At 68.3% G+C, this 19,873-nt stretch carries 19 protein-coding genes and 1 tRNA gene; 7 read left to right on the top strand and 13 right to left on the bottom strand.

What is annotated here, in order from left to right:
- Positions 1 to 105 precede the first annotated feature (105 nt).
- Genes B5X82_RS06005 through ccmC form a run of 5 tightly spaced genes read right to left on the bottom strand, consistent with a single transcriptional unit; the run spans position 106 to position 3,863 of the window.
- Positions 106 to 633 (bottom strand): DsbE family thiol:disulfide interchange protein, encoded by a 528-nt coding sequence (locus B5X82_RS06005; protein ID WP_079647193.1) that lies wholly within the window; start codon positions 631 to 633, stop codon positions 106 to 108.
- Positions 630 to 2,555 (bottom strand): heme lyase CcmF/NrfE family subunit, encoded by a 1,926-nt coding sequence (locus tag B5X82_RS06000; RefSeq protein WP_079647192.1) that lies wholly within the window; start codon positions 2,553 to 2,555, stop codon positions 630 to 632. Before B5X82_RS06000 ends, B5X82_RS06005 begins: the two co-directional genes overlap by 4 nt.
- A complete protein-coding gene (gene ccmE, locus B5X82_RS05995) occupies positions 2,552 to 3,013 on the bottom strand; it encodes a cytochrome c maturation protein CcmE (RefSeq protein WP_176152488.1) in 462 nt (153 codons plus the stop codon). Before ccmE ends, B5X82_RS06000 begins: the two co-directional genes overlap by 4 nt.
- A 5-nt stretch (positions 3,014 to 3,018) precedes the next feature.
- Complete coding sequence (locus B5X82_RS05990; RefSeq protein WP_016747160.1) at positions 3,019 to 3,150, bottom strand: heme exporter protein CcmD; 132 nt, start codon at positions 3,148 to 3,150, stop codon at positions 3,019 to 3,021.
- The gene (ccmC, locus tag B5X82_RS05985) at positions 3,147 to 3,863 is read right to left on the bottom strand and encodes a heme ABC transporter permease CcmC (RefSeq protein ID WP_079647190.1); all 717 of its coding nucleotides are present in this window, start codon (positions 3,861 to 3,863) and stop codon (positions 3,147 to 3,149) included. Before ccmC ends, B5X82_RS05990 begins: the two co-directional genes overlap by 4 nt.
- A 108-nt stretch (positions 3,864 to 3,971) precedes the next feature.
- Here ccmC and B5X82_RS05980 point away from each other — a divergent pair, with 108 nt between their 5' ends.
- Positions 3,972 to 4,886, top strand: coding sequence for a DMT family transporter (locus tag B5X82_RS05980; RefSeq protein WP_235862609.1), 915 nt, complete (start codon positions 3,972 to 3,974; stop codon positions 4,884 to 4,886).
- A 28-nt stretch (positions 4,887 to 4,914) separates the two neighbouring features.
- Here the strand turns inward: B5X82_RS05980 and B5X82_RS05975 are convergent, their stop codons facing one another.
- Together B5X82_RS05975 and B5X82_RS05970 are read right to left on the bottom strand one after the other, a co-directional pair.
- Positions 4,915 to 5,964, bottom strand: a complete 1,050-nt coding sequence (locus tag B5X82_RS05975) for a Glu/Leu/Phe/Val family dehydrogenase (RefSeq protein ID WP_079647188.1) — start codon at positions 5,962 to 5,964, stop codon at positions 4,915 to 4,917.
- 119 nt (positions 5,965 to 6,083) lie between these two features.
- Positions 6,084 to 6,160, bottom strand: a tRNA-His gene (locus B5X82_RS05970).
- Positions 6,161 to 6,300: 140 nt separating this feature from the next.
- On the opposite strand from B5X82_RS05970, the gene B5X82_RS05965 reads away from it, so the two are divergent.
- On the top strand, positions 6,301 to 6,714 hold the full coding sequence (locus B5X82_RS05965) for an RrF2 family transcriptional regulator (RefSeq protein ID WP_079647187.1): 414 nt from the start codon (positions 6,301 to 6,303) through the stop codon (positions 6,712 to 6,714).
- A 217-nt stretch (positions 6,715 to 6,931) separates the two neighbouring features.
- On the top strand, positions 6,932 to 7,165 hold the full coding sequence (locus B5X82_RS05960) for a hypothetical protein (protein WP_079647186.1): 234 nt from the start codon (positions 6,932 to 6,934) through the stop codon (positions 7,163 to 7,165).
- 181 nt (positions 7,166 to 7,346) lie between these two features.
- On the opposite strand, the gene B5X82_RS05955 is transcribed toward B5X82_RS05960, so the two are convergent.
- Genes B5X82_RS05955 through ku form a run of 4 tightly spaced genes read right to left on the bottom strand, consistent with a single transcriptional unit; the run spans position 7,347 to position 12,017 of the window.
- Positions 7,347 to 8,201: an SDR family oxidoreductase gene (locus B5X82_RS05955; protein WP_079647185.1), complete on the bottom strand. Its 855-nt coding sequence runs from the start codon at positions 8,199 to 8,201 to the stop codon at positions 7,347 to 7,349.
- A gap of 44 nt (positions 8,202 to 8,245) precedes the next feature.
- Positions 8,246 to 8,584, bottom strand: a complete 339-nt coding sequence (locus B5X82_RS05950; protein WP_079647184.1) for an antibiotic biosynthesis monooxygenase family protein — start codon at positions 8,582 to 8,584, stop codon at positions 8,246 to 8,248.
- A gap of 49 nt (positions 8,585 to 8,633) precedes the next feature.
- A complete protein-coding gene (ligD, locus tag B5X82_RS05945) occupies positions 8,634 to 11,156 on the bottom strand; it encodes a DNA ligase D (RefSeq protein WP_079647183.1) in 2,523 nt (840 codons plus the stop codon).
- Between the two features lie 3 nt (positions 11,157 to 11,159).
- Complete coding sequence (gene ku, locus B5X82_RS05940; protein WP_079647182.1) at positions 11,160 to 12,017, bottom strand: non-homologous end joining protein Ku; 858 nt, start codon at positions 12,015 to 12,017, stop codon at positions 11,160 to 11,162.
- A gap of 119 nt (positions 12,018 to 12,136) precedes the next feature.
- Here ku and B5X82_RS05935 point away from each other — a divergent pair, with 119 nt between their 5' ends.
- On the top strand, positions 12,137 to 13,537 hold the full coding sequence (locus B5X82_RS05935; protein ID WP_209047216.1) for a methyl-accepting chemotaxis protein: 1,401 nt from the start codon (positions 12,137 to 12,139) through the stop codon (positions 13,535 to 13,537).
- Positions 13,538 to 13,713: 176 nt separating this feature from the next.
- Here B5X82_RS05935 and B5X82_RS05930 read toward each other — a convergent pair whose 3' ends face one another.
- Together B5X82_RS05930 and B5X82_RS05925 are read right to left on the bottom strand one after the other, a co-directional pair.
- Complete coding sequence (locus B5X82_RS05930; protein ID WP_079647180.1) at positions 13,714 to 15,312, bottom strand: cisplatin damage response ATP-dependent DNA ligase; 1,599 nt, start codon at positions 15,310 to 15,312, stop codon at positions 13,714 to 13,716.
- 170 nt (positions 15,313 to 15,482) lie between these two features.
- The gene (locus tag B5X82_RS05925; protein WP_079647342.1) at positions 15,483 to 16,478 is read right to left on the bottom strand and encodes a ligase-associated DNA damage response exonuclease; all 996 of its coding nucleotides are present in this window, start codon (positions 16,476 to 16,478) and stop codon (positions 15,483 to 15,485) included.
- 142 nt (positions 16,479 to 16,620) lie between these two features.
- On the opposite strand from B5X82_RS05925, the gene B5X82_RS05920 reads away from it, so the two are divergent.
- From B5X82_RS05920 to B5X82_RS05910, 3 genes are read left to right on the top strand one after another with little or no spacing between them, the layout of a single operon-like run.
- Positions 16,621 to 17,082 carry a (2Fe-2S)-binding protein gene (locus B5X82_RS05920; RefSeq protein WP_079647179.1) on the top strand — a complete coding sequence of 154 codons (462 nt, stop codon included), beginning with the start codon at positions 16,621 to 16,623 and terminating at the stop codon, positions 17,080 to 17,082.
- The gene (locus B5X82_RS05915; RefSeq protein ID WP_079647178.1) at positions 17,079 to 19,244 is read left to right on the top strand and encodes a xanthine dehydrogenase family protein molybdopterin-binding subunit; all 2,166 of its coding nucleotides are present in this window, start codon (positions 17,079 to 17,081) and stop codon (positions 19,242 to 19,244) included. Before B5X82_RS05920 ends, B5X82_RS05915 begins: the two co-directional genes overlap by 4 nt.
- Positions 19,241 to 19,873 carry an Isoquinoline 1-oxidoreductase subunit gene (locus tag B5X82_RS05910; RefSeq protein ID WP_079647177.1) on the top strand — a complete coding sequence of 211 codons (633 nt, stop codon included), beginning with the start codon at positions 19,241 to 19,243 and terminating at the stop codon, positions 19,871 to 19,873. The genes B5X82_RS05915 and B5X82_RS05910 overlap by 4 nt, the downstream gene beginning before the upstream one ends.

Genomic DNA, 19,873 nt, shown 5'->3' with positions numbered 1-19,873 from the left:
AAGGCAGGCGCTCGGGATGAACTTCGGCCAAGGGCCGAAGTCGAGACACGCTCCGAGAGCCTACGTCCCTCGACTTCGCTCGGGACGAACGGAACTTCCGTACCATCATCGCGCGTCTCCCAGCGCCGACATGATCCCGGGGACGTCCTCCGGGTTGATCGCGCCGATATGCTGCTTGCGGATGATACCCTTGCCGTCGACGATGAAGGTCTCGGGCACCCCCGACGATCCGAGCGCGATCTGGACGCTGCTGTTGGGATCGCCGCCGATTGCGCGGAACGGGTCGCCGTTGCGGGCGAGGAAGCGGGCGAGGTCCTCCGGCCGGTCGCGGATGGCGATGCCGTAGACCGGCACCCCGGCCTCGGCGAGCTGACGGAGCTGCGGCGCCTCGGCGATGCAGGGGACGCACCAGCTCGCGAAGACGTTGACGAGGTGCGGCCGGCCGTTGGCCAGCTCGGCGCTGGTCAGGCCCGGCTTGCCGGGAACCGCCGGAGCCAGCGCGAAGCCCGGCATCGGCTTGCCGACCAGCTTCGACGGGATGGTCTTGCTCTCGGGGCTGATCAGCCCGCTGGCGAACACGCCGAGGAAGATCAGGAACAGCGCCAGCGGCAGCCAGATGAGCAGCTTCCTCATAGGAACTCCCGCGGCGGCGCGTGCCGCATCTCGCGCCGGACGCGGCCGATCAGCGACAGGAAGCCGCCGAGCGCGACCAGTCCGCCGCCGGCCCAGATCAGGGTGACGAACGGCTTCCACCACAGGCGGAGCTGCCAGCGGCCCTGCTCGTCGGCGCGACCGACGACGACGTAGAGCTGGCCGTCGGGGACGGTGGTGATCGCCGCTTCGTTGGTCTCGGTCTGCGGCGAGGGGAAGTTGCGCGTCTGCGGATGGAGCGTGAACGGCTTGCCGGCGCCGCGTTGCGCGGTGACGGTGCCCTCGATCGCGGTGTAATTGGGCCCGGCGACCGGCTGCACGTCGTCAAGCCGCACGCTGTAGGGACCGACGCGATGGAGCTCACCGATCCGCGCGGCGACCAGCGTCTCCTTGGTGAACGCGCTTTCGGACGCCATGCCGGCGATGCTGACCGCGATGCCGAGATGCGCGATCACCATGCCCCAGATGTAGAGGGGGGTGCGGCGCAGGTTGCGGCCCCAGAGCGGCGCGAGGCTGGCAAGGCCGACCCCGGCGGCGGCGACCAGGCCGAGCAGCGGCAGGATGCGGATGCCGGGCGCCAGCAGTATCACCAGCAGCAATACCAGCGCCGAGAGCAGCAACGGGACCGCCAGCCGGGTCAGCGTCGCCTTCAGGTCGTCGCGGCGCCAGCGCATGATCGGCCCCGCCGCCATCACCACGACCAGGATCAGCGCCAGCGGACCGGCGGCGCTGTTGAAATAGGGCGGGCCGACCGACAGCTTCTCGCCGGTAATCGATTCGGCGATCAGCGGATAGAGCGTGCCGACCAGGACGATGCCGAGGATCGCCGACAGCAGCAGGTTGTTGATGACCAGCGATCCCTCGCGGCTGACCGCGTCGAAGCGCGATCCCTCGCGCACCGTGCCGACGCGCAGGCCGAACAGGGCGAGCGCGCCGCCGATATAGATGGCGAGCAGCGCGAGGATGAAGGTGCCGCGCTTGGGATCGACCGCGAAGGCATGGACCGAGGTCAGGATGCCCGAGCGGACCAGGAAGGTGCCAACCATCGACATCGAGAAGGCGACGACCGCGAGCATCACCGTCCAGGCGCGCAGCCCCTCGCGGGTCGCGAGCACGGTCACCGAATGGAGCAGCGCGGTCGCGGCGAGCCACGGCATCAGCGAGGCGTTCTCGACCGGGTCCCAGAACCACCAGCCGCCCCAGCCGAGCTCATAATAGGCCCAGTAGCTGCCGGCGGTGATGCCGATCGTCAGCAATATCCAGGCGCCCAGCACCCAGGGCCGCATCGCCCGCGCGAAGGCGGTGCCGACGTCACGGGTCACCAGCGCACCGACAGCGAAGGAGAAGGCGACCGACAGGCCGACATAGCCGAGATAGAGCGTCGGCGGATGGAAGGCGAGGCCGGGGTCCTGGAGCAGCGGGTTGAGCCCCTGCCCCTCGGCCGGCGCCGGATCGAGCCGGGCGAAGGGATTCGAGGCGAACAGCAGGAAGGCGTAGAAGCCGAGCCCGATCGCCGCCTGCGCCGCCAGCGTCGCGATCAGCGTCCGCTCGTTGAGCCGCCGCTCGAAGATCGCGACCGCGCCGCCCGCCACCGCGAGGATGGTGACCCACATCAGCATCGAGCCTTCGTGGTTCCCCCAGGTGCCGGCGAATTTGTAGAGCAGCGGCTTGGTCGAGGCGTCGTTGGCCGCGACCAGCGCGACCGAAAGGTCGACCGTCACGAACAGGTAGATCAGCACCAGGAAGGCGATCCCGGTCAGGCCCGCCTGGATGATCGCGATCGGCCGCACCGCGGCGAGCAGATCGGTCCGCTGGCTCGACACTCCCATCCACCCCATGGCGAGCTGGAGCGCGGCGAGCGCCGCCGCCAGCCAGAGGGCGGCCAATCCTGCCTCGGCGATCACTTCGTCCCCTTCTGCTGGGCGCCGTTGGCGTCCAGACTCTCCGTCTTGTGCATCTCGCCGGCGACCTGCGGCGGCATGTAGCGCTCGTCATGCTTGGCGAGGATATTGGTGGCGACGAAGCTGCCGTCGGGCTGGAAGCTGCCCTCGGCGACGACGCCCGAATCTTCCTTGAACAGGTCGGGGACGATGCCGGTGAAGCGCACCGGCACGGTCTCGACATTGTCGGTGACGACGAAACGGATCGTCACGCCGTCCGCCTCGCGCTGGATCGACCCCTTCTGCACCATGCCGCCGAGCCGAACCGCGCGGCCGACCTCGACATGGTCCTTCTTCGCGTCGGCGGGCGTGTAGAAATAGGCCGCCTGATCCTTGAGCGCCGACATGGCGAGCAGCGCGGCGCCGACGATCGCGACGACCGCGAGCAGGGCCAGGATCAGTCGCTGGTTCTTCGCCTTCAACGCCATCAGTCTCGTCTCGTCAGGGCGTCGGCCCGCCGCTCGGCGCGGCGCATCCGCACGAAGCTGGCGCCAAGCACGGCGAGCGTGCCGACGATGGTGATCGCATAGGCCGCGATGATGAAGGGCCAGTGGTTCATTCGGACGCCATCCGCTTGAGCCGGGCCTCGACCTTCGCTTCGGCCAGCATCGCCCGCATCCGCATCAGCACGATCGCCGCGAACAACAGGGTGAAACCGAGCGTGGTGAGCGGCAGCGGCCACAGGATCGAGCCATCGATCTTCGATCCGGCGAGGCCGATGCTCTGCCCCTGGTGGAGCGTGCGCCACCATTCGACCGAATAATGGATGATCGGGATGTTGGCCGCACCGACCACGCCGAAGATCGCCGAGACGCGGTCGTTGCTGCCGCGCTCCGCCCCCGCCGAGGACAGCGCGATATAGGCGATGTAGAGGAAGAAGAGGACGAGCATCGAGGTCAGCCGCCCGTCCCATTCCCACCAGGTGCCCCAGGTCGGGCGCCCCCAGATCGAGCCGGTGAGCAGGCAGATCGCCGCGAACAGCGCGCCCGGAACCGCGATCGCGCGCGCCGCGACCGCCGCCAGCGGATGCCGCCAGATGAGCTGCATCAGGCTGGCCACCGCGATCCCGCTCCACCCCGCCATGCCGAGCCAGGCAGCGGGGACATGGGCGTACATGATCCGAACGCTTTCGCCCTGCAGATAGTCGGGCGGCGTCAGGAACAGGCCCGAAACGAGCCCGGTCGCGATCAGCAGCAGCCCCGGCCAGCCCAGCCAGGGAGTCAGCGGTCGCGCGATCGAAAGGAAGCGGGCGGGGTTGGCGAAGATATGCACGGCGCGACGGGGAATAAGGGGTCCCCGCGCGGTTCGCAATGGCCGCGATGGCCAGCCCCGGAACATGGCTTGCGTGCCCCGCCGATCGGCTCCATGGCCTGCGTGAACATGGCCGGTTCCCAGCTCCGTTCCTCGCATGCCTTGCAGGGCATCCTGCTCCGCTCGATCGCGGTCGTCTTCTTCGCGCTGATGAGCGCGGCGATGAAATGGGCGAGCGAGGGCGGCGCGAGCCTGGTCGAGCTGGTCTTCTTCCGCTCGGCGGTGGGCCTGCCGGTGACGCTTGCCTGGCTCGCATCGGGGCCGGGCATCGGCGCGGTGCGGACGAAGCGCCCCGGCGCGCACGTGCTCCGCTCGATGATCGGCATGGTCTCGCTGACGATGCTCTATCAGGGGCTGATGCTGCTGCCGATCGCCGATGCGGTGACGATCGGCTTCTCGGCGCCCGCCTTCGCGACGCTGCTGTCGGTCCTGGTCCTGCACGAGAAGGTCGGCCCGCACCGCTGGGCCGCCGTCGCGATCGGCTTCCTCGGCGTGCTGATCGTCGCCCAGCCCTCGGGCGCCGCGCTGCCGCTCGCCGGTATCGTCTATACATTGCTCGGCGCCGCCGCCTCGGCCGCGGCGACGGTGACGATCCGCCAGATGAGCAGCGTCGAGACGCACGGATCGATCGTTTTCTGGTTCTTCCTCTCGACGACGGTGGTCAGCGGCGTCGCCATGCTGTTCCACAGCGCGCCGCATCCGCCCTTCACCTGGGCGCTGCTGCTGTTCGGGGGCGTGACCGGGGCTGCCGCGCAATTGCTCATGACCCGCGCCCTGCAGGTCGCACCGGTGTCGGTCGTCGCGCCGTTCGACTATACCCAGATCATCTGGGCGGCGCTGCTCGGCTGGCTGATCTGGTCGACCCTGCCCGGCCCCAACACCGCGATCGGCGCGGCGCTGATCATCGCCAGCGGGCTCACCACCGCCTGGCGCGAGCACCGCCTGCACAAGGACATGGTCGCGGCGACGCCGCCGATCGAATAGCTCGATCGGGCGCCGCCGCGACGAAAGGTCAGCCCCGGCCGATCAGCCGCATCGCCATGCGATCGGCAACGACCGCCGAGGGCACGCCGGTCGACGCGCTCTCCGCCCAGATCTGCTCGAGCCGCTCGGGGATGCGGGCGACCCGCGCCTCGACCTCGGCGCGGTCGCCCTGGCCGAGATATTCGAGCGCGACGTTGATGATGCCGCCCGCATTGATCACATAGTCGGGCGCATAGAGGATGCCACGCCCATGGATGCGGTCGGCGTCAGCCGGGGTGGCGAGCTGGTTGTTGGCGCCGCCCGCGACGATGCCGACCCGCAGCCCGGCAATCGAGCGCTCGTCGAGCACCGCGCCGAGCGCGCAGGGGCTCAGCACGTCGGCCTCGATCGTCATGATCTCGTTGGATGCCACCGCGGTCGCGCCCAGCTCGTCGGCCATCGCCTGGGCGCGGCGGGCATCGACGTCAGCCAGGGTCAGCCTGACGCCGTCCTTCGCCAGCAGCCGGGCCAGACCGCCGCCGACGCTGCCGACGCCCTGCACCGCGACATGGACACCGGCCGGATCGGCCTTGCCCAGCCCGCGCGCGATCGCCGCGCGGACCCCCAGATAGACGCCCTTCGCGGTGGTCGGCCCCGGATCGCCGCCGGCATGGCCCGCCGCGACCGGCAAGCCGGACACATGCCGGGTCTCCTTCGAGATCGCGACCATGTCCGCGTCGCTCATCCCGACATCTTCGGCGGTGATGTAGCGGCCGCCCAGCGAATCGACGGCGCGGCCGAAGGCTGCCAGCATCTCGGGCGTCTTGGTGCGTAGCGAATCGGCGACGATCACCGCCTTGCCGCCGCCCATCGGCAGCCCCGCCATCGCATTCTTGAAGCTCATGCCGCGCGACAGCCGCAGCGCATCGGTGATCGATTCCGCCGGGTCGGCATAATGCCAGAAGCGCGTGCCGCCCGCGGCCGGCCCGAGGTGGGTCGAGTGGATCGCGATCACCGCCGTGAGGCCGGATGCGGCGTCGCGGAACAGGTGGACGCCCTCATGGTCGTCGAAATCGGGATAGGTCCAGGGAGCGGTCATCAGGCCCTCGCATAATTGCCGTGTAATTTAATTACCGGTTGGCGAAATAATATTATTTCTACGCCAAGGCGAGTCGGAAATTCCGCGGGGAGCCACTGATGATCGCTGCTGTGCAGGAATGGGGCGATCGACGGGGATTGAACCCGCAACCTCCGGTACCACAAACCGGCGCTCTAACCAATTGAGCTACGATCGCCACGGGCGCCAGCGGGCGCCGAGATGGCGCTCCATAGGGAAAGCGCCGATGCGACGCAAGCGGGCATGATCAGGCTAACTCTACTCTTCCATTTTTATAAGGTTTGCCTACATCGGTGAAAGCTTCTTAAAGGCCGTCCTGTGCTGTCCCAACGAACCCGATACGCGATCCGCGCCCTGCTCCATCTCGCGGATCATTACGGCGAAGGGCCGATCCAACTCGCCGAGATCGCGGAGCGGCAGAATATCCCGGCGAAATTCCTGACCGTCATCCTGTCGGAGATGAAGCGCGCCGGCTTCGTCGAGACGATGCGCGGCAAGGAAGGCGGCTATTGGCTGTCGCGTGCGCCGACCGAGATCACCTATGGCGACATCGTCCGCGCCACCCGCGGATCGCTGGCGCTGGTGCCGTGCGCGGCCCGGCTCGCCTATACGCCGTGCGATCACTGCATCGACGAAACCGAGTGCCGGCTGCGCGGGGTGATGCTTTCCGTCCGCGACGAGACGGCGAAAATTCTCGACCAGCTGTCGCTGGCGGAATCGATTCCCCAATAGCCTGTCGCCGCTGCGGTTCGACTCCGCAACGATCCCGGCTTTTCGCCACTCTCACGCCCGTGAACTGGTGCTGAACGGTTGCGGCAGACCGTTGCTGATGCGCGCTTAAGCCTTCGATTCATGTCGATTTTCCGTTGACGCTACCCTTATCAACGTTATGTCAGCCAGAGGAACGGCGTTCGAGCCGGGCCGATAATATGCTTTGGGAGCTGCTCGAATGAAGAAGCTGAGCCTCGTTTTCGTTGCTGCCGGCCTGATGGCTCTGGCCGCCTGCAACAAGCAAACCCCGGCTGAGAACGCCGCCGACAACGCCGCTGCGGCCCTGGACAACCAGGCTGACGCGCTCGAGAACGCTGCCGACGCCGCCACCAATGAGGCGACCGAGAGCGCGCTCGAGAACGCCGCCGACGCGGCCGAGAACGCGGCCGACGCCGTCAAGGATTCGAAGTAATCGCCGGCTCCGCGAGGAGCCACGATTACCGAACGGAATGGGCGCCCCTCGGGGCGCCCATTTTTTTGTCCGGACCATCCCGTCATGCCGGCGGAGACCGGCATCTCAGGCGGCTCCTGCCTCGCGCTTGCCCCCCTTCTCCTGATATCCTGGCCTCCGTCGCGATGACGAGAACCCAATATCATCCGTTCACCACGGTCCCGCCGTTCGGGTGGAGCACCTGGCCGGACATGTAGCTCGAATCCTCGCAGGCCAGGAACAGGAAGGATGGCGCCACCTCGTTCGGCTGGCCGGGGCGGCCCATCGGCGTGTTCTCGCCGAAATGTTCGAGCTTCTCCTCGCTCGCGCCGCCAGAGGGATTGAGCGGGGTCCAGATCGGCCCCGGCGCCACCGCATTGACCCTGATCCCCTCGCCGACCAGATTCTCCGACAGCGAGCGGGTGAATGCCGTGATCGCGCCCTTGGTGCTCGAATAGTCGAGCAGCTCCTTGCTTCCCTGGTACATCGTCACCGACGTGCAGTTGATGATCGCCGCGCCCTTGCCGAGGTGCGGCCGCGCCGCCTGGGTCAGGAAGAACATGCCGAAGATGTTGGTCTGGAAGGTGCGGCGGAGCTGCTCCTCGCTGATATCGGTGATATCCTTGTCGGGATGCTGCTCGCCGGCATTGTTGACCAGCACGTCGAGCCGCCCGAACCGGTCGATAACCTCGGCCACGGCGCGATCGCAGAAATCCTTGTCGCCGACGTCGCCGGCGATCGCGATCGCCCGGCGGCCCTCACGCTCGACGATCTCCACGGTCTTGCGGGCGTCGTCATGCTCGCACAGGTAGAGGATCGCGATATCGGCGCCCTCACGGGCATAGAGCGCGGCGACCGCGCGGCCGATCCCGCTGTCGGCGCCGCTGATCAGGGCCACCTTGCCCGCCAACCGCCCGGAGCCGGGATAGCGCGGCGCCCAGTCGGGCTTGGGCTCGAGCGTGCTTTCATGGCCCGGAAGGCCCTCCTCATGGATCATCGGCTGCTGCTGGTCGGTCATCGCGGCTCTCCTTTGGCCCTTCAACGAAAGGGAGCCGGGCCGGTTCAGTCCGTTGCGGGCTCGATCCGGGTCGTCAGGCGGTCGCTCACCACCGTCATGGTGAAGATCGGGTCGGCGTCGGGCGGCACCTCGCACACCGCATCGACGAAGGCGGCGCGGGTCTCGGGGTCCTCATAAGTCATCTTGCGATCGAACGCATAACGCCAGGTCGCCTCGTCGGGCCACTCGGCATAGCCGACGAAGCGCCCGTCGGCATCGCGGTGCAGGCGCGACCCGTAGCTGCCGTATATCTCCCGGATCAGCTCGGTCCCCCGCGTCCAGGCGCGGATGAACTGCTCCTCCTTGCCCGGATGCACCCGCCACCAATAGACCGCGACGAACATCGACTCCTCCTCTCCCGTTCCCGTATTTTATAGCATACGCTATAATAATTCACAGGTCCGGCAGCGTCTGGTCCGCCACCCCCCACCCCTTGAGCGCCTTGGACGACGCCCGCTTCAACAGCAGATCGGCATCCTTGATCGTGAACGCGCTCGCCTTGTCGAAATCGTCGAGCTCGCTCCAGCTCACCGGCGCCGCCACGGGTGCGTTCTCGCGCGCCCGCGCGCCATAAGGCACCACCGCGGTCGCGCCACGCTGGTTGCGCAGATAGTCGATGAAGATGCGGCCGACCCGCTTGGCCTTGGCCATGGTCGCGACGAAGCGGTCCGGCTCGGCCTGCGCCATCGCCTCGGCGAAGCGATGGGCGAAATCCTTCACCGCCGGCCACTCCGCCTCGGGCCGCAACGGCACGACGACATGCACGCCCTTGCCCCCCGACAGCATCGCGAAGCTGGTGAGGCCGATGTCCGACAACAGCGTCCGGATATCCTTCGCCGCCTTGCGGACATCGGCGAAGTCGAGGCCGACGTCCGGGTCGAGGTCGAAGATCATGCGGTCGGGCGCCTCGATCCGCTCGACCCGCGAGCCCCAGCCGTGGAACTCTATCGTCCCCATCTGGACGCAGGCCAGGATGCCGGCGACGTCGTCCACATAGAGATAATCCTCGGTCTTCCCGTCCTTCTCCTGGATCGGGACATGGTGGACATGCTCGCCGAAGCTGCCCGAATCATGCTTCTGGAAGAAGCATTGCTTCGCCCGGCCCTGCGGGCAGCGCACCAGGCTGACCGGGCGATGCCCCAGCCAGGGCAGGATGATCGGGCCGACCGCCTGATAATAGCGGGCCAGATCGCCCTTGGTCGCCTTCGCCTCTGGGAAGATCACCCGATCCGGGTTGCTGATCTTCACCGGCGTTTCGTCGGACCGGGTCGCTTCCTCGACGGGCATGGGCTTCTCCGCTGTCACCTCGGCCGCCTTCTTGTCGGAGCGCAGGCCGATGAAGCTCGCCTGCCGCAATATCCCCTCATGGGTGAACTCGGCAAAGCCGATCTCGGCGACCAGATCGGGCCGGATCCACGAGGCGCCGCGCGCCTCGGCGCGGGGGACCTCGGCCGGCGGTTTCTTGCGGGCGCGCGCGGCGAATTTCCCGGCCAGCATCTCCATCGTCTCGCGGTCGAAGCCGGTGCCGACCTTGCCGGCATAGACCAGCCCGTCCTCGCCCTGCTGCGCGAGCAACAGCGCGCGAAAGGGGCGGCCGACGGATTCGCTCCGGCTCCAGCCGATGATGACGAATTCCTGCCGCCGGGTGCATTTGACCTTCAGCCAGTTGGTCGTTCGCCCGGCCCGGTAGCGCGCGTCGGCGCGCTTCGAGATGATCCCCTCCTGCCCGGCACGGCACATCGCATCGAACAGCTTCTCGCCGGCGCCGACGACATGATCGGCATAGTGGATCATCGGATGGGTGCGGGGAAGCAGCCCCGCGAGCCGCGCCTTGCGTTCGACCGTGCCGAGATCGACGAGGTCCTCGCCGTCCAGCGAAAGCAGATCGAAGGCGAACAGCTCGAAGCCACCGCCCCCGCCTTCACCCTTGATCGCCTTCTGCAACGCGGAGAAGCTGGGATTGCCGTCGGCACCGAGGCTGACGATCTCCCCGTCGATCAGTGCCGGCGGCAGGCCAAGCGCGGCGACCGCCTCCGCCACCGGCGCGAACCGGTCGGTCCAGTCGAGGCCGGTGCGGGTGAAGATCTTCACCCGCGCGCCAGCCACCGCGATCAACGCGCGATAGCCGTCGAACTTGATCTCGTGGATCCACTGGCTGCCGGTGGGGACATGGTCGACCAGCGTCGCAAGCTGCGGCTTGCGGAACGCCGGCGGCCGCGCGGAGGCCGATCCGGCCTTGCCGCGTCCCCTGGCGGAGCGGCGGGCCAGCTGGGCATTATGCGCCTCCGACTTCGCCATGATCGCGTCGAACGCCTTGCCGCGCTTGCCCTTCAGGCTCGATTCGCCTGCCTTGTCGGCGGCGATCTCCGCCATCGTCCGGCCGGTCTTCACGCTGGTCAGCGCATGCGCGACGAGATCGTCGCTACCGCCCGCCTCGGCATCGTCGATCTTGCGCAGCAGCCAATTCTCGCGCTTCTCGCCAGGCCGGCCCTTGATCCGGACGAGCAGCCATTCGCCCTTCATCCGCTGGCCGTCGAGGGTGAAATGGAGATGCCCCCTGTCGAGGTCCCGCTCGCTCTTGCCCTCGACCGGCGCCCAGGTGCCCTCGTCCCACAGCATTACGGTGCCGCCGCCATATTCGCCTTCGGGAATGGTCCCCTCGAAACCGCCATAGGACACCGGATGGTCCTCGGTCCGAACGGCCAGCCGCTTGTCGTCGGGATCGAGGCTGGGCCCGCGCGTCACGGCCCAGCTCTTGAGCACCCCGTCCATCTCCAGACGGAAATCATAGTGCAGCCGGGTCGCGTCGTGCTTCTGGACGATGAAGCGATGGCGGTTGGCCTTCTCCAGCTTGCCTGCCGGCTCGCGCGTCTTCGCGAAGTCGCGCTTGCGGTTATATTCCTCGAGCGCGGCCATGGCTCATGCCCGCTTCCGGGCGGGCGCCTTCCGCGCCGGGGCCGCCTTCCGCGCGGTCGCCGGCTTGGCGGCCGCCCCACCCTCGACCGATTTCTTGAGCGCGGCCATCAGGTCGATGACATTGCCCTTGCGCGCCGGCGTCTCCTCCTCTTCCTCGATGACCTTCTTGCCCTTGGTCTTCCGCTTCTTCTCGATCAGCGCCTTGAGCGCGTCGACATAGCGGTCGTGGAACTCGCTCGCGTCGAACCTCGCACTCTTCTTGTCGATCAGCGTCTCGGCCAGATCGAGCAGGTCGGCGTCGGGCTTGCTGTCCGGAATATCGCGAAAATAGCTCTGCGCCTTGCGCACCTCATCGGCATAGCGGAGCGTCTCCAGCACCATGCCCCGCCCGCATGGCTTCAGGCTGACGACATATTCGCGCCCGCGCATCGCAAGCTGGCCCAGCCCGACCTTGCGGGTTCGGCGCAACGCCTCGCGCAGCACGATGAAAGCCTCCTCGGCCAGCTCGTCGGCCGGGACGACATAATAGGGCTTGTCGAAATAGAGCACGTCGATCTCGTCCGAGGCGACGAACTGCACCAGCTCCAGCGTGCGCTTGCTCTCCAGCTTGACGGCGTCGATCTCGTCCTGTTCGAGCAGGACGTAATTGCCCTTCGACACCTCATAGCCCTTGACGATGTCGTCGGTGTCGACCGGTCCGATGCCGGGCACCACCTTCTCATATTTGATCCGCTTGCCCGAGGGTTCGTGGATCTGGTGGAAGGCGACCTGCGCCCCGCTGCCGGTCGCGGGATAGATCTCGACCGGGATCGAGACGAGCGCGAGGCGGATCTGTCCCTGCCAATAAGCGCGCGCGGCCATGATGATTCCTCCTGCGCAACGGTGTGACCGATTCAAACCCCCAGCGCGGCGAACGTTCCTTGTCGGCGACGGCGACAACATTCTGTTTACCATGTCGCCCTATAGCGGTCCGAATGGAGATGGCTCCGATAGGCAAGGACGACCTCAAGCTCGAAGCCGCGATCGGCGAGATCGCGCGCGGCTGCGGACGCTTCGCCATCGAATGCAGCGACGTCGGCGGCAACGTCGTCGAGGTCGGCGACAAGATCGTCGCCCAGGCCGATCTGCTCGACCAGCTTCGCGAGGCCGCCACCGGCCTGCGAACCGAGCAGGAGCAGGTCACCGAGGCCGCTGCCGAAGCCCGCGAATTCGCCACCCAGGCGCGCGGCCACCTCGAAGCGTCCAAGCCCGTCGTCGACGGCGCGATCGAGACCTTCGCCGGCCTCACCGAACTGGTCCTCCGCCTGGGCAAGCGGATGGACAATCTGGAGGAGGCGCTGCGCCAGGTTCAGGGCGTCGCACTGTCGATCGACCGGATCGGCCGGCAGACCAACCTGCTCGCGCTCAACGCCACGCTGGAGGCGGCCCGCGCCGGCGAGGCGGGGCGCGGCTTCGCGGTCGTCGCCGGCGAGGTGAAGAAGCTCGCATCGGACACCCGCAGCGCGACCGAACGGATCGCCCGCACGATCGAGCGGCTCAACGAGGAAGCGCGCGGCATCGGCGGCGAGATCGAAGCCGGTGTCGCCAGCGGCGGCGAGGCGCGCGCGAAGACCGCCGAGCTCGCCAATGTGCTGGGCGAGACGCTGGCCTTCGTCGACGCGCTCGACGCCCGATCAGGCAACATCGCCGAAGGATCGCTCGCGATCCGCCGCAACGTCCAGGATTTCGAGCTGGGGCTGACCAGCCTGTCGAACGAGGCGCAGGCCAACAGCCAGGCGCTGAGCGAAGCCCGCGACCGGCTGGGCGACCTGGAGCGCATCTCCAACGGCCTGCTCAACCTGGTGTCGAACGCCGGCGTCCACACCGCCGACACGCCGTTCATCGAAACCGCGCGGCGGCTGATGCTCGACATCCGGCGGATCATCGAGACGGCGGTCGACGACGGCCGGCTGGCGATCGACGACGTGTTCGACCACGACTATGTCCCGATTCCCGGCAGCGATCCGGAACAGTTCATGACGCGCTTCGTCGCCTTTGCCGACGATCATGTCCGGCCGCTGCTCGACCGCGTCGTCGAAGGCGACGGCCGCGTCCTCGCCACCGCGATCGTCGACGCCAACGGTTTCCTGCCGACCCATATCAGCAGCCGCTCGCTGCCGCAGGGCCCCGATCCGCTGTGGAACGCCGAACATTGCCGCAACCGCCGCTTCTTCATGGACGAGCAGACCGCGCTCAACCTGAAGAGCGACGCGCCCTTCATCGTCGAGACCTATCGCCAGGACCTGGGCGGCGGACGCTATCGACCGGTCAAGAGCATCTGCCTGCCCCTCCACGTGAAGGGCCGCCGCTGGGGCAATCTGGAATTCGCGTATTTGGATTGAGTCTTTTTGTTTGAGCCCTCAGACGCCGGGCGGCGGACATCCGTCCGCCTTGGCTTCCTCGCATAAGCTCGGGCGGCCGTTCGGCCTTGCGGAGCCCTGACGGGCTCCGTTTTCTACCCTTCTTCCTGCGTCACCCCGGCGGAGGCCGGGGTCTCAGGAGAGGCACGGGCCTCCCCTCACACGATCAGCTTCCTCAGCGTCGCGATCGTATCGGCCTCCTCGGGGGGCTTGTCGCGGCGGATGCGGGCGATCCTCGGGAAGCGCATCGCCACACCCGACTTGTGGCGCCGGCTGTCGTGGACGCTGTCGAAGGCCAGCTCGACGACCAGCGTCTTCTCCACCTCGCGCACCGGACCGAAGCGGTTGACCGTGTGGTTGCGGACGAAGCCGTCGAGCCATTTCAGCTCCTCGTCGGTGAAGCCCGAATAGGCCTTGGCGACCGGCAGCAGCTCGCCCTCCTCCGACCAGCAGCCGAAGGTATAGTCCGAATAGAAGCTCGACCGCTTCCCATGGCCGCGCTGGGCGTACATCATCACGCAGTCGACGGTCAGCGGATCGCGCTTCCACTTGTACCAGAGGCCGGTACGGCGGCCGGCGACATAGGGGCTGTCGCGGCGCTTGAGCATCACCCCCTCGATCGCCGCGTCGCGGGCGCCGGCGCGGGTTTCGGCGAGCTCGTCGAAGTCGCGCGCGGCGATCACCGCCGACAGGTCGAAGCGCGCCGGATCGAGCCGCGCCGCGAAGGCTTCGAGCCGCGCGCGCCGCGCCTCCCACGGCAACGCGCGGAGGTCGTCGGCGCCGTCGATCAGCAGGTCGTAGAGACGGACGAAGGCCGGATAGTCGGCCAGCATCCGCGCCGAGACGTTCTTGCGCCCGAGCCGCTGCTGCAGGGCGTTGAACGAGGCCGCCGAGCCGCCATGCTCGGCCGCGCCCTGCGCCTCGCCGCGCACCAGCATCTCGCCGTCGAGCACCGCGTCGATCCCGTGCGCGGCCTCGGCGATGTCGGGGAAGGTCGCGGTGATGTCGTCGCCCGCGCGGCTGTAGAGCCGCACCGCCTGTCCCGTGCCGACGATCTGGACGCGGATGCCGTCCCATTTCCATTCGGCGGCATAGTCGGCGAGGTCGAGCGTCTCGGCCTCCAGCGGATGGGCGAGCATGAACGGCCGGAAGAAGGGCGTGCCGCGCGGATCGGGCCGTTCGCCGCCCAGCCCCCAGGCGAACAGCTCCGCATAAGGCGGCCGCAGCGCGTGCCACACCTCCTCGACCGCATCGACGTCGAGCCCGAAGGCCTGGGCGAAGCCGGTCTTGGCGAGGCGCGCCGAGATGCCGACCCGCAAGCCGCCGGTCGCGAGCTTGAGCAGCGCGAAGCGGCCGCTGGCGTCGAGATGGTCGAGCATCTCGCCCAGCGCCGCCGGTGCCTCGGCGCGGCCGAGCCGCATCAGCCGATCGACCACCGCCGCGAGGCCGAGCGAGCCGTCGTCGATCTCGGCGGGCTGGTCGATCCGCTTGGGCCAGATCAGCGCGACCGTCTCGGCGAGGTCGCCGACATAGTCGCGGCTCATCAGGAACAGCAGCGGATCGACCCGTTCGGCGACGATCGCCTGGATCGCCGAGGCCTTGACCGCGGGCAGGCTGAGATCGCCGGTCAGCGCGGCGAGCGCCCAGCCCCGGTCGGGATCGGGCGCGGAGCGCATATAGTCGGCGATCAACGCCAGCTTCGCATTGCGCGAGCGGGTGTAGACCAGGCCGTCCAGGAGCTGGGAGAAGGCGTGCATCGGCTAGATCTTTTCCCTCCCTTCAAGGGAGGGATGAAAGGGTGGGTGGCGGAGCCGGAGGCTCGATGCCTCCGGCGCAGCCTTTTGCGGAAGGCTGGGGGCGCTCGCTTCGCTCGCAACCCACCCCCTGCCCCTCCCTGGGAGGGAGGGGTGATGACGATGCTCCACCATCACCCTTCGTCCTCGTCCTCATAGCCGACCAGCGCGAGGGCGCGGGCCTGCATCTGGTGGAGGCCACACCAGTGGACCAGCGCCTCCTCCCGCCCGTGCGTCACCCAGATCTCCGACGGGGCGACCTCGCGGATGGTCGCGGTCAGCTCGTCCCAGTCGGCATGGTCGGAGATGACGAGCGGCAGCTCGACATTCTTCTGCCGCGCGCGCTGACGGACGCGCATCCAGCCAGAGGCCATCGCCGTGATCGGATCGGGCAGCCGCCGCGACCAGCGGTCGTTGAGCGCCGACGGCGGGCATAGCACCACCTTGCCGCGCAATTGCTCGGCCGAGGCTGCCGTCGCCGGATAGAGCTCGCCCAGCTCGACCCCGAAGTCGCGATAGAGGTCGCACATCCGTTCGAGCGCGCCGTGGATGTAGATCGGATCGGCATGGCCGTGGGCGCGCAGCTCGGCGATCACGCGCTGGGCCTTGCCGAGCGCATAGGCGCCGACCAGCACGCAACGCTCCGGGGCGGCGTGGAGCGCGCCGAGCAGCCGGTCGATCTCCTGCCCGATCGGCGGATGGCGGAACACCGGCAGGCCGAAGGTCGCCTCGGTGACGAGCACGTCGCACGGCACCGGCTCGAACGGCGCGCAGGTCGGATCGTCACGGCGCTTGTAGTCGCCGGTCACCACCACCCGCTCGCCCGCATGTTCGAGCAGGATTTGCGCCGAGCCGAGCACATGGCCGGCGGGGACATAGCTGATGTCGACGGGGCCGAGCGAGACGGTCTCGCCATAGGCGACGGGGACGCCCGCGATGTCGCCGTAGCGCAGCGCCATGATCGCCAGCGTCTCGGGCGTCGCCCAGCTCGTGCCGTGGCCACCGCGCGCATGATCGGCATGGCCGTGGGTGACCAGCGCGCGCTCGACGGGAACCGAAGGGTCGATCCACGCATCGGCGGGACGCACATAGATGCCCTTGGGCGATGCTTCGATCCAGCGAGCGGCCATGACGAAGAGACGATAAGCGGCGGCGCCGGTTCCGTCGACCGCCGCGAAAGCGCTATAAACAGCCATATATAGCCCGTTTTTGGTGACATGGCGATCGAAGGCGCTATGATGTTACCTACCGTAACATTCTGAGGTCGACTCCATGGCCTACTCCATCAAAGTCAACGGCACCGATCGCAGCGTCGACGTCGATGAGGATACTCCGCTGCTCTGGGTGATCCGCGACGATCTCGGCCTCACCGGAACCAAGTTCGGCTGCGGCGTCGCGATGTGCGGCGCCTGTACGGTCCACATGGACGGCCAGCCGCTGCGCTCCTGCACGATGCCGGTCTCCGGCGTGACCGGCGAGATCACCACGATCGAGGCGGTCGAGGGACCCGAGGCGAAGGCAGTGCAGGATGCCTGGGTGGCGCACGACGTGCCCCAGTGCGGCTATTGCCAGTCGGGCCAGGTGATGAGCGCGGTCGCCCTGCTCCGCGAGAATCCGACGCCCAGCGACAGCGACATCGACCTGGCGATGAACGGCAACCTGTGCCGCTGCGCCACTTATGTCCGCATCCGCGCCGCGATCCATTCCGCGGCCAAGACCCTGGCGGCGGCATGACCATGGGCGCGCATCACACCACCCTCTCCCGCCGTGACGCGCTGAAGGGCGCGGGCGCGCTGGTCATCGGCCTGAGCCTGCCGTTCGGGGCGGGCAAGGCGCTGGCGCAGGCCAGGGGCCCGGCACCGGTCGATCCCAACGCCTTCATCCGCATCGGTGCGGACGATGTCGTGACGGTGATCGTCAAGCATACGGAGATGGGCCAGGGCCCTTATACCGGCCTTGCCACGATCGCCGCCGAGGAGCTCGACGCCGACTGGGCGCAGATGCGGGTCGAGAGCGCCCCCGCCAATGTCGCGATCTACGCCAACTCGCTGCTCGGCGCGCAGCTCACCGGCGGCTCGACCGCGATCGCCAACAGCTTCGACCAGCTCCGCCGCGCCGGCGCGATGGCGCGGGCGATGCTGGTGCAGGCCGCCGCCGCCGAATGGAAGGTGCGGACTACCGACATCGCGGTGGCCAAGGGCGTCATCAGCCACAAGGCCAGCGGCCGTTCGGCCGGCTTCGGCAAATTCGCCGCGGCGGCCGCCAAGCTGCCGGCGCCGAAGCAGGTCAAGCTCAAGGACGCATCCGCCTTCACCCTGATCGGCAAGGACCAGCCGGGTCGGCGCGTCGACAGCGCCGACAAGTCGACCGGCCGCGCCAAGTTCACCATCGACATGACCGCACCGGACATGCTGACCGTCCTGGTCGCGCGCAGCCCGCGCTTCGGCGGCAGGGTGAAGAGCTTCGACGCCGCCGAGGCGCTGAAGGTCAAGGGCGTCGTCGCGGTCCGCCAGATATCGAGCGGGGTAGCCGTTTATGGACGCGGCATGTGGCCCGCGATCAAGGGACGCAAGGCACTCAAGGTCGCCTGGGACGACAGCCAGGCCGAGATGCGCGGCACCGACGAGATGATCGCCGCCTATCTCGAGCAGACGCGCAAGCCCGGCCGCGTCCACCGCGCCACCGGCGACGTCGACAAGGCCCTGGCCGCCGGCGGCGATGTGATCGAGGCGGACTATGTATTCCCCTATCTCGCCCATGCGCCGATGGAGCCACTCGACGGCTTCATGGTCTGGGACGGCACCACCGCCCGCGCACGCTTCGGTTCCCAGGGCCAGACGATAGACCAGGGCGCGATCGCCAAGGTGCTCGGCATCCCGATGGAGAAGGTCGAGATCGAGACGCTGCTCGCCGGCGGCAGCTTCGGCCGCCGCGCCCAGGCGACCGCGCATCTCGCCGCCGAGCTGGCCGAGGTCGCCAAGGCGATGCCGGTCGGCACCCCGGTCAAGCTGGTGTGGACGCGCGAGGACGACATCCATGGCGGCTATTATCGCCCGCTGTTCGTCCACCGCTTCCGCGGCGCGGTGAAGGACGGCCGGATCACCGCCTGGTCGAACACGATGATGGGCCAGTCGTTCATGATCGGATCGCCGTTCGAATCCTTCGCGGTCAAGGACGGCATCGATTCGATCATGAGCGAGGGCGCCAGCGAGCTGCTCTACGAGATCGCCGACTTCCGCTGCGACGTCCATGTCGCCAAGTCGCCGGTGCCGACTTTGTGGTGGCGGTCGGTCGGCCACACCCATACCGGCTACGCGGTCGAATGCTTCGTCGACCAGCTGCTGGCGGCGGCAGGGCAGGACCCGGTCGCCGGGCGGCTGGCGATGATGGGCAAGTCCCCGCGCGCGGCGGGCGCCCTCAAGGCGGTCGCCGAACTCGCGCAGTGGAAGGGTCCGCAGACAGCGAACGGTCGCGCCCGCGGCGTCGCGGTGGTCGAGAGCTTCAACAGCTATGTCGCCCAGATCGCCGAGGTCTCGGTCGGCACCGATGGCGAGCCGCGGGTCCATAAGGTGTGGGCGGCGGTCGACTGCGGCATCGCGGTGAACCCCGACATCATCCGCGCCCAGGTCGAAGGCGGGATCGGCTATGCTCTGGGCCACGCCCTCTATGCCGAGGTGCCGCTGGTCGAGGGTGTTCCCGCCGTCTCCAACTTCAACGACTATCGATCGCTGAGGATCAACGAGATGCCCGAAATCGAAGTGGTCGTCGTCCCGTCCACCGCCCCCCCGACCGGGATCGGCGAGCCGGGCGTCCCCCCGCTCGCCCCCGCCGTCGCCAACGCGCTCGCCGCGCTCGGCGGCAAGCGCCCGGCCCGCCTGCCGATGGTGCGGGCATGATCGCCCGGCTGTCGATGGTCGCGGCCTTCGCCGCGCTGGCCGTCGCCGGTGCGGGGATCGCCGCCGGCGCCGGCGACAAGGGGGATGCAGCCACGCCGCCGATGGCGACCAGCCTGCGCCCGCTGTCGGACTTCGCCGGGATCAAGGACCGCAAGGCGCGCTCGCTCGCGCTGTTCGCCGAGGTCGGCAAGGTCATCCAGCATCCGCGCTGCACCAATTGCCACCCGGCCGGCCAGCGGCCGACCCAGACCGACGCGATGCGGCCGCACATGCCGCTGGTCGTGCGCGGCGACGGCGGCATGGGTGCGGCGGGCATGCGTTGCATGACCTGCCACCATGCCGGGAATTTCGAGCCGGCGGGCGTTCCCGGCAATCCGAAATGGCAGCTCGCGCCGGAGGAGATGGCCTGGGCCGGCAAATCGCTCGGTGCGATCTGCGCGCAGATCAAGGACAGCAACCGCAACGGCGGCCGCAGCATGGCCGAGCTCGTCCATCACATGGCCGAAGACGAGCTGGTCGGCTGGGGCTGGCACCCCGGCGGCAAGCGCACGCCCGCACCAGGCACCCAGGCGCAGTTCGGGGCGCTGTTCAAGGCCTGGGCGGATTCGGGCGCCTATTGCCCCAGCTGA

The sequence above is a fragment of the Rhizorhabdus histidinilytica genome (assembly GCF_900167915.1).
GTDB lineage: Bacteria > Pseudomonadota > Alphaproteobacteria > Sphingomonadales > Sphingomonadaceae > Rhizorhabdus > Rhizorhabdus histidinilytica.
Note: the sequence above shows the minus strand (reverse complement) of the source record. Positions and strands in the feature narration are given on the sequence as shown.

Bases quoted from the DNA above. Each gene is read 5' to 3' on its own strand.
- B5X82_RS06005 (WP_079647193.1), bottom strand. From the start codon at position 633: ATGAGGAAGCTGCTCATCTGGCTGCCGCTGGCGCTGTTCCTGATCTTC.
- B5X82_RS05990 (WP_016747160.1), bottom strand. From the start codon at position 3,150: ATGAACCACTGGCCCTTCATCATCGCGGCCTATGCGATCACCATCGTC.
- B5X82_RS05980 (WP_235862609.1), top strand. From the start codon at position 3,972: ATGGCCGGTTCCCAGCTCCGTTCCTCGCATGCCTTGCAGGGCATCCTG.
- B5X82_RS05975 (WP_079647188.1), bottom strand. From the start codon at position 5,964: ATGACCGCTCCCTGGACCTATCCCGATTTCGACGACCATGAGGGCGTC.
- B5X82_RS05960 (WP_079647186.1), top strand. From the start codon at position 6,932: ATGAAGAAGCTGAGCCTCGTTTTCGTTGCTGCCGGCCTGATGGCTCTG.
- B5X82_RS05955 (WP_079647185.1), bottom strand. From the start codon at position 8,201: ATGACCGACCAGCAGCAGCCGATGATCCATGAGGAGGGCCTTCCGGGC.
- B5X82_RS05950 (WP_079647184.1), bottom strand. From the start codon at position 8,584: ATGTTCGTCGCGGTCTATTGGTGGCGGGTGCATCCGGGCAAGGAGGAG.
- ligD (WP_079647183.1), bottom strand. From the start codon at position 11,156: ATGGCCGCGCTCGAGGAATATAACCGCAAGCGCGACTTCGCGAAGACG.
- ku (WP_079647182.1), bottom strand. From the start codon at position 12,017: ATGGCCGCGCGCGCTTATTGGCAGGGACAGATCCGCCTCGCGCTCGTC.
- B5X82_RS05935 (WP_209047216.1), top strand. From the start codon at position 12,137: ATGGCTCCGATAGGCAAGGACGACCTCAAGCTCGAAGCCGCGATCGGC.
- B5X82_RS05930 (WP_079647180.1), bottom strand. From the start codon at position 15,312: ATGCACGCCTTCTCCCAGCTCCTGGACGGCCTGGTCTACACCCGCTCG.
- B5X82_RS05925 (WP_079647342.1), bottom strand. From the start codon at position 16,478: ATGGCCGCTCGCTGGATCGAAGCATCGCCCAAGGGCATCTATGTGCGT.
- B5X82_RS05920 (WP_079647179.1), top strand. From the start codon at position 16,621: ATGGCCTACTCCATCAAAGTCAACGGCACCGATCGCAGCGTCGACGTC.
- B5X82_RS05915 (WP_079647178.1), top strand. From the start codon at position 17,079: ATGACCATGGGCGCGCATCACACCACCCTCTCCCGCCGTGACGCGCTG.
- B5X82_RS05910 (WP_079647177.1), top strand. From the start codon at position 19,241: ATGATCGCCCGGCTGTCGATGGTCGCGGCCTTCGCCGCGCTGGCCGTC.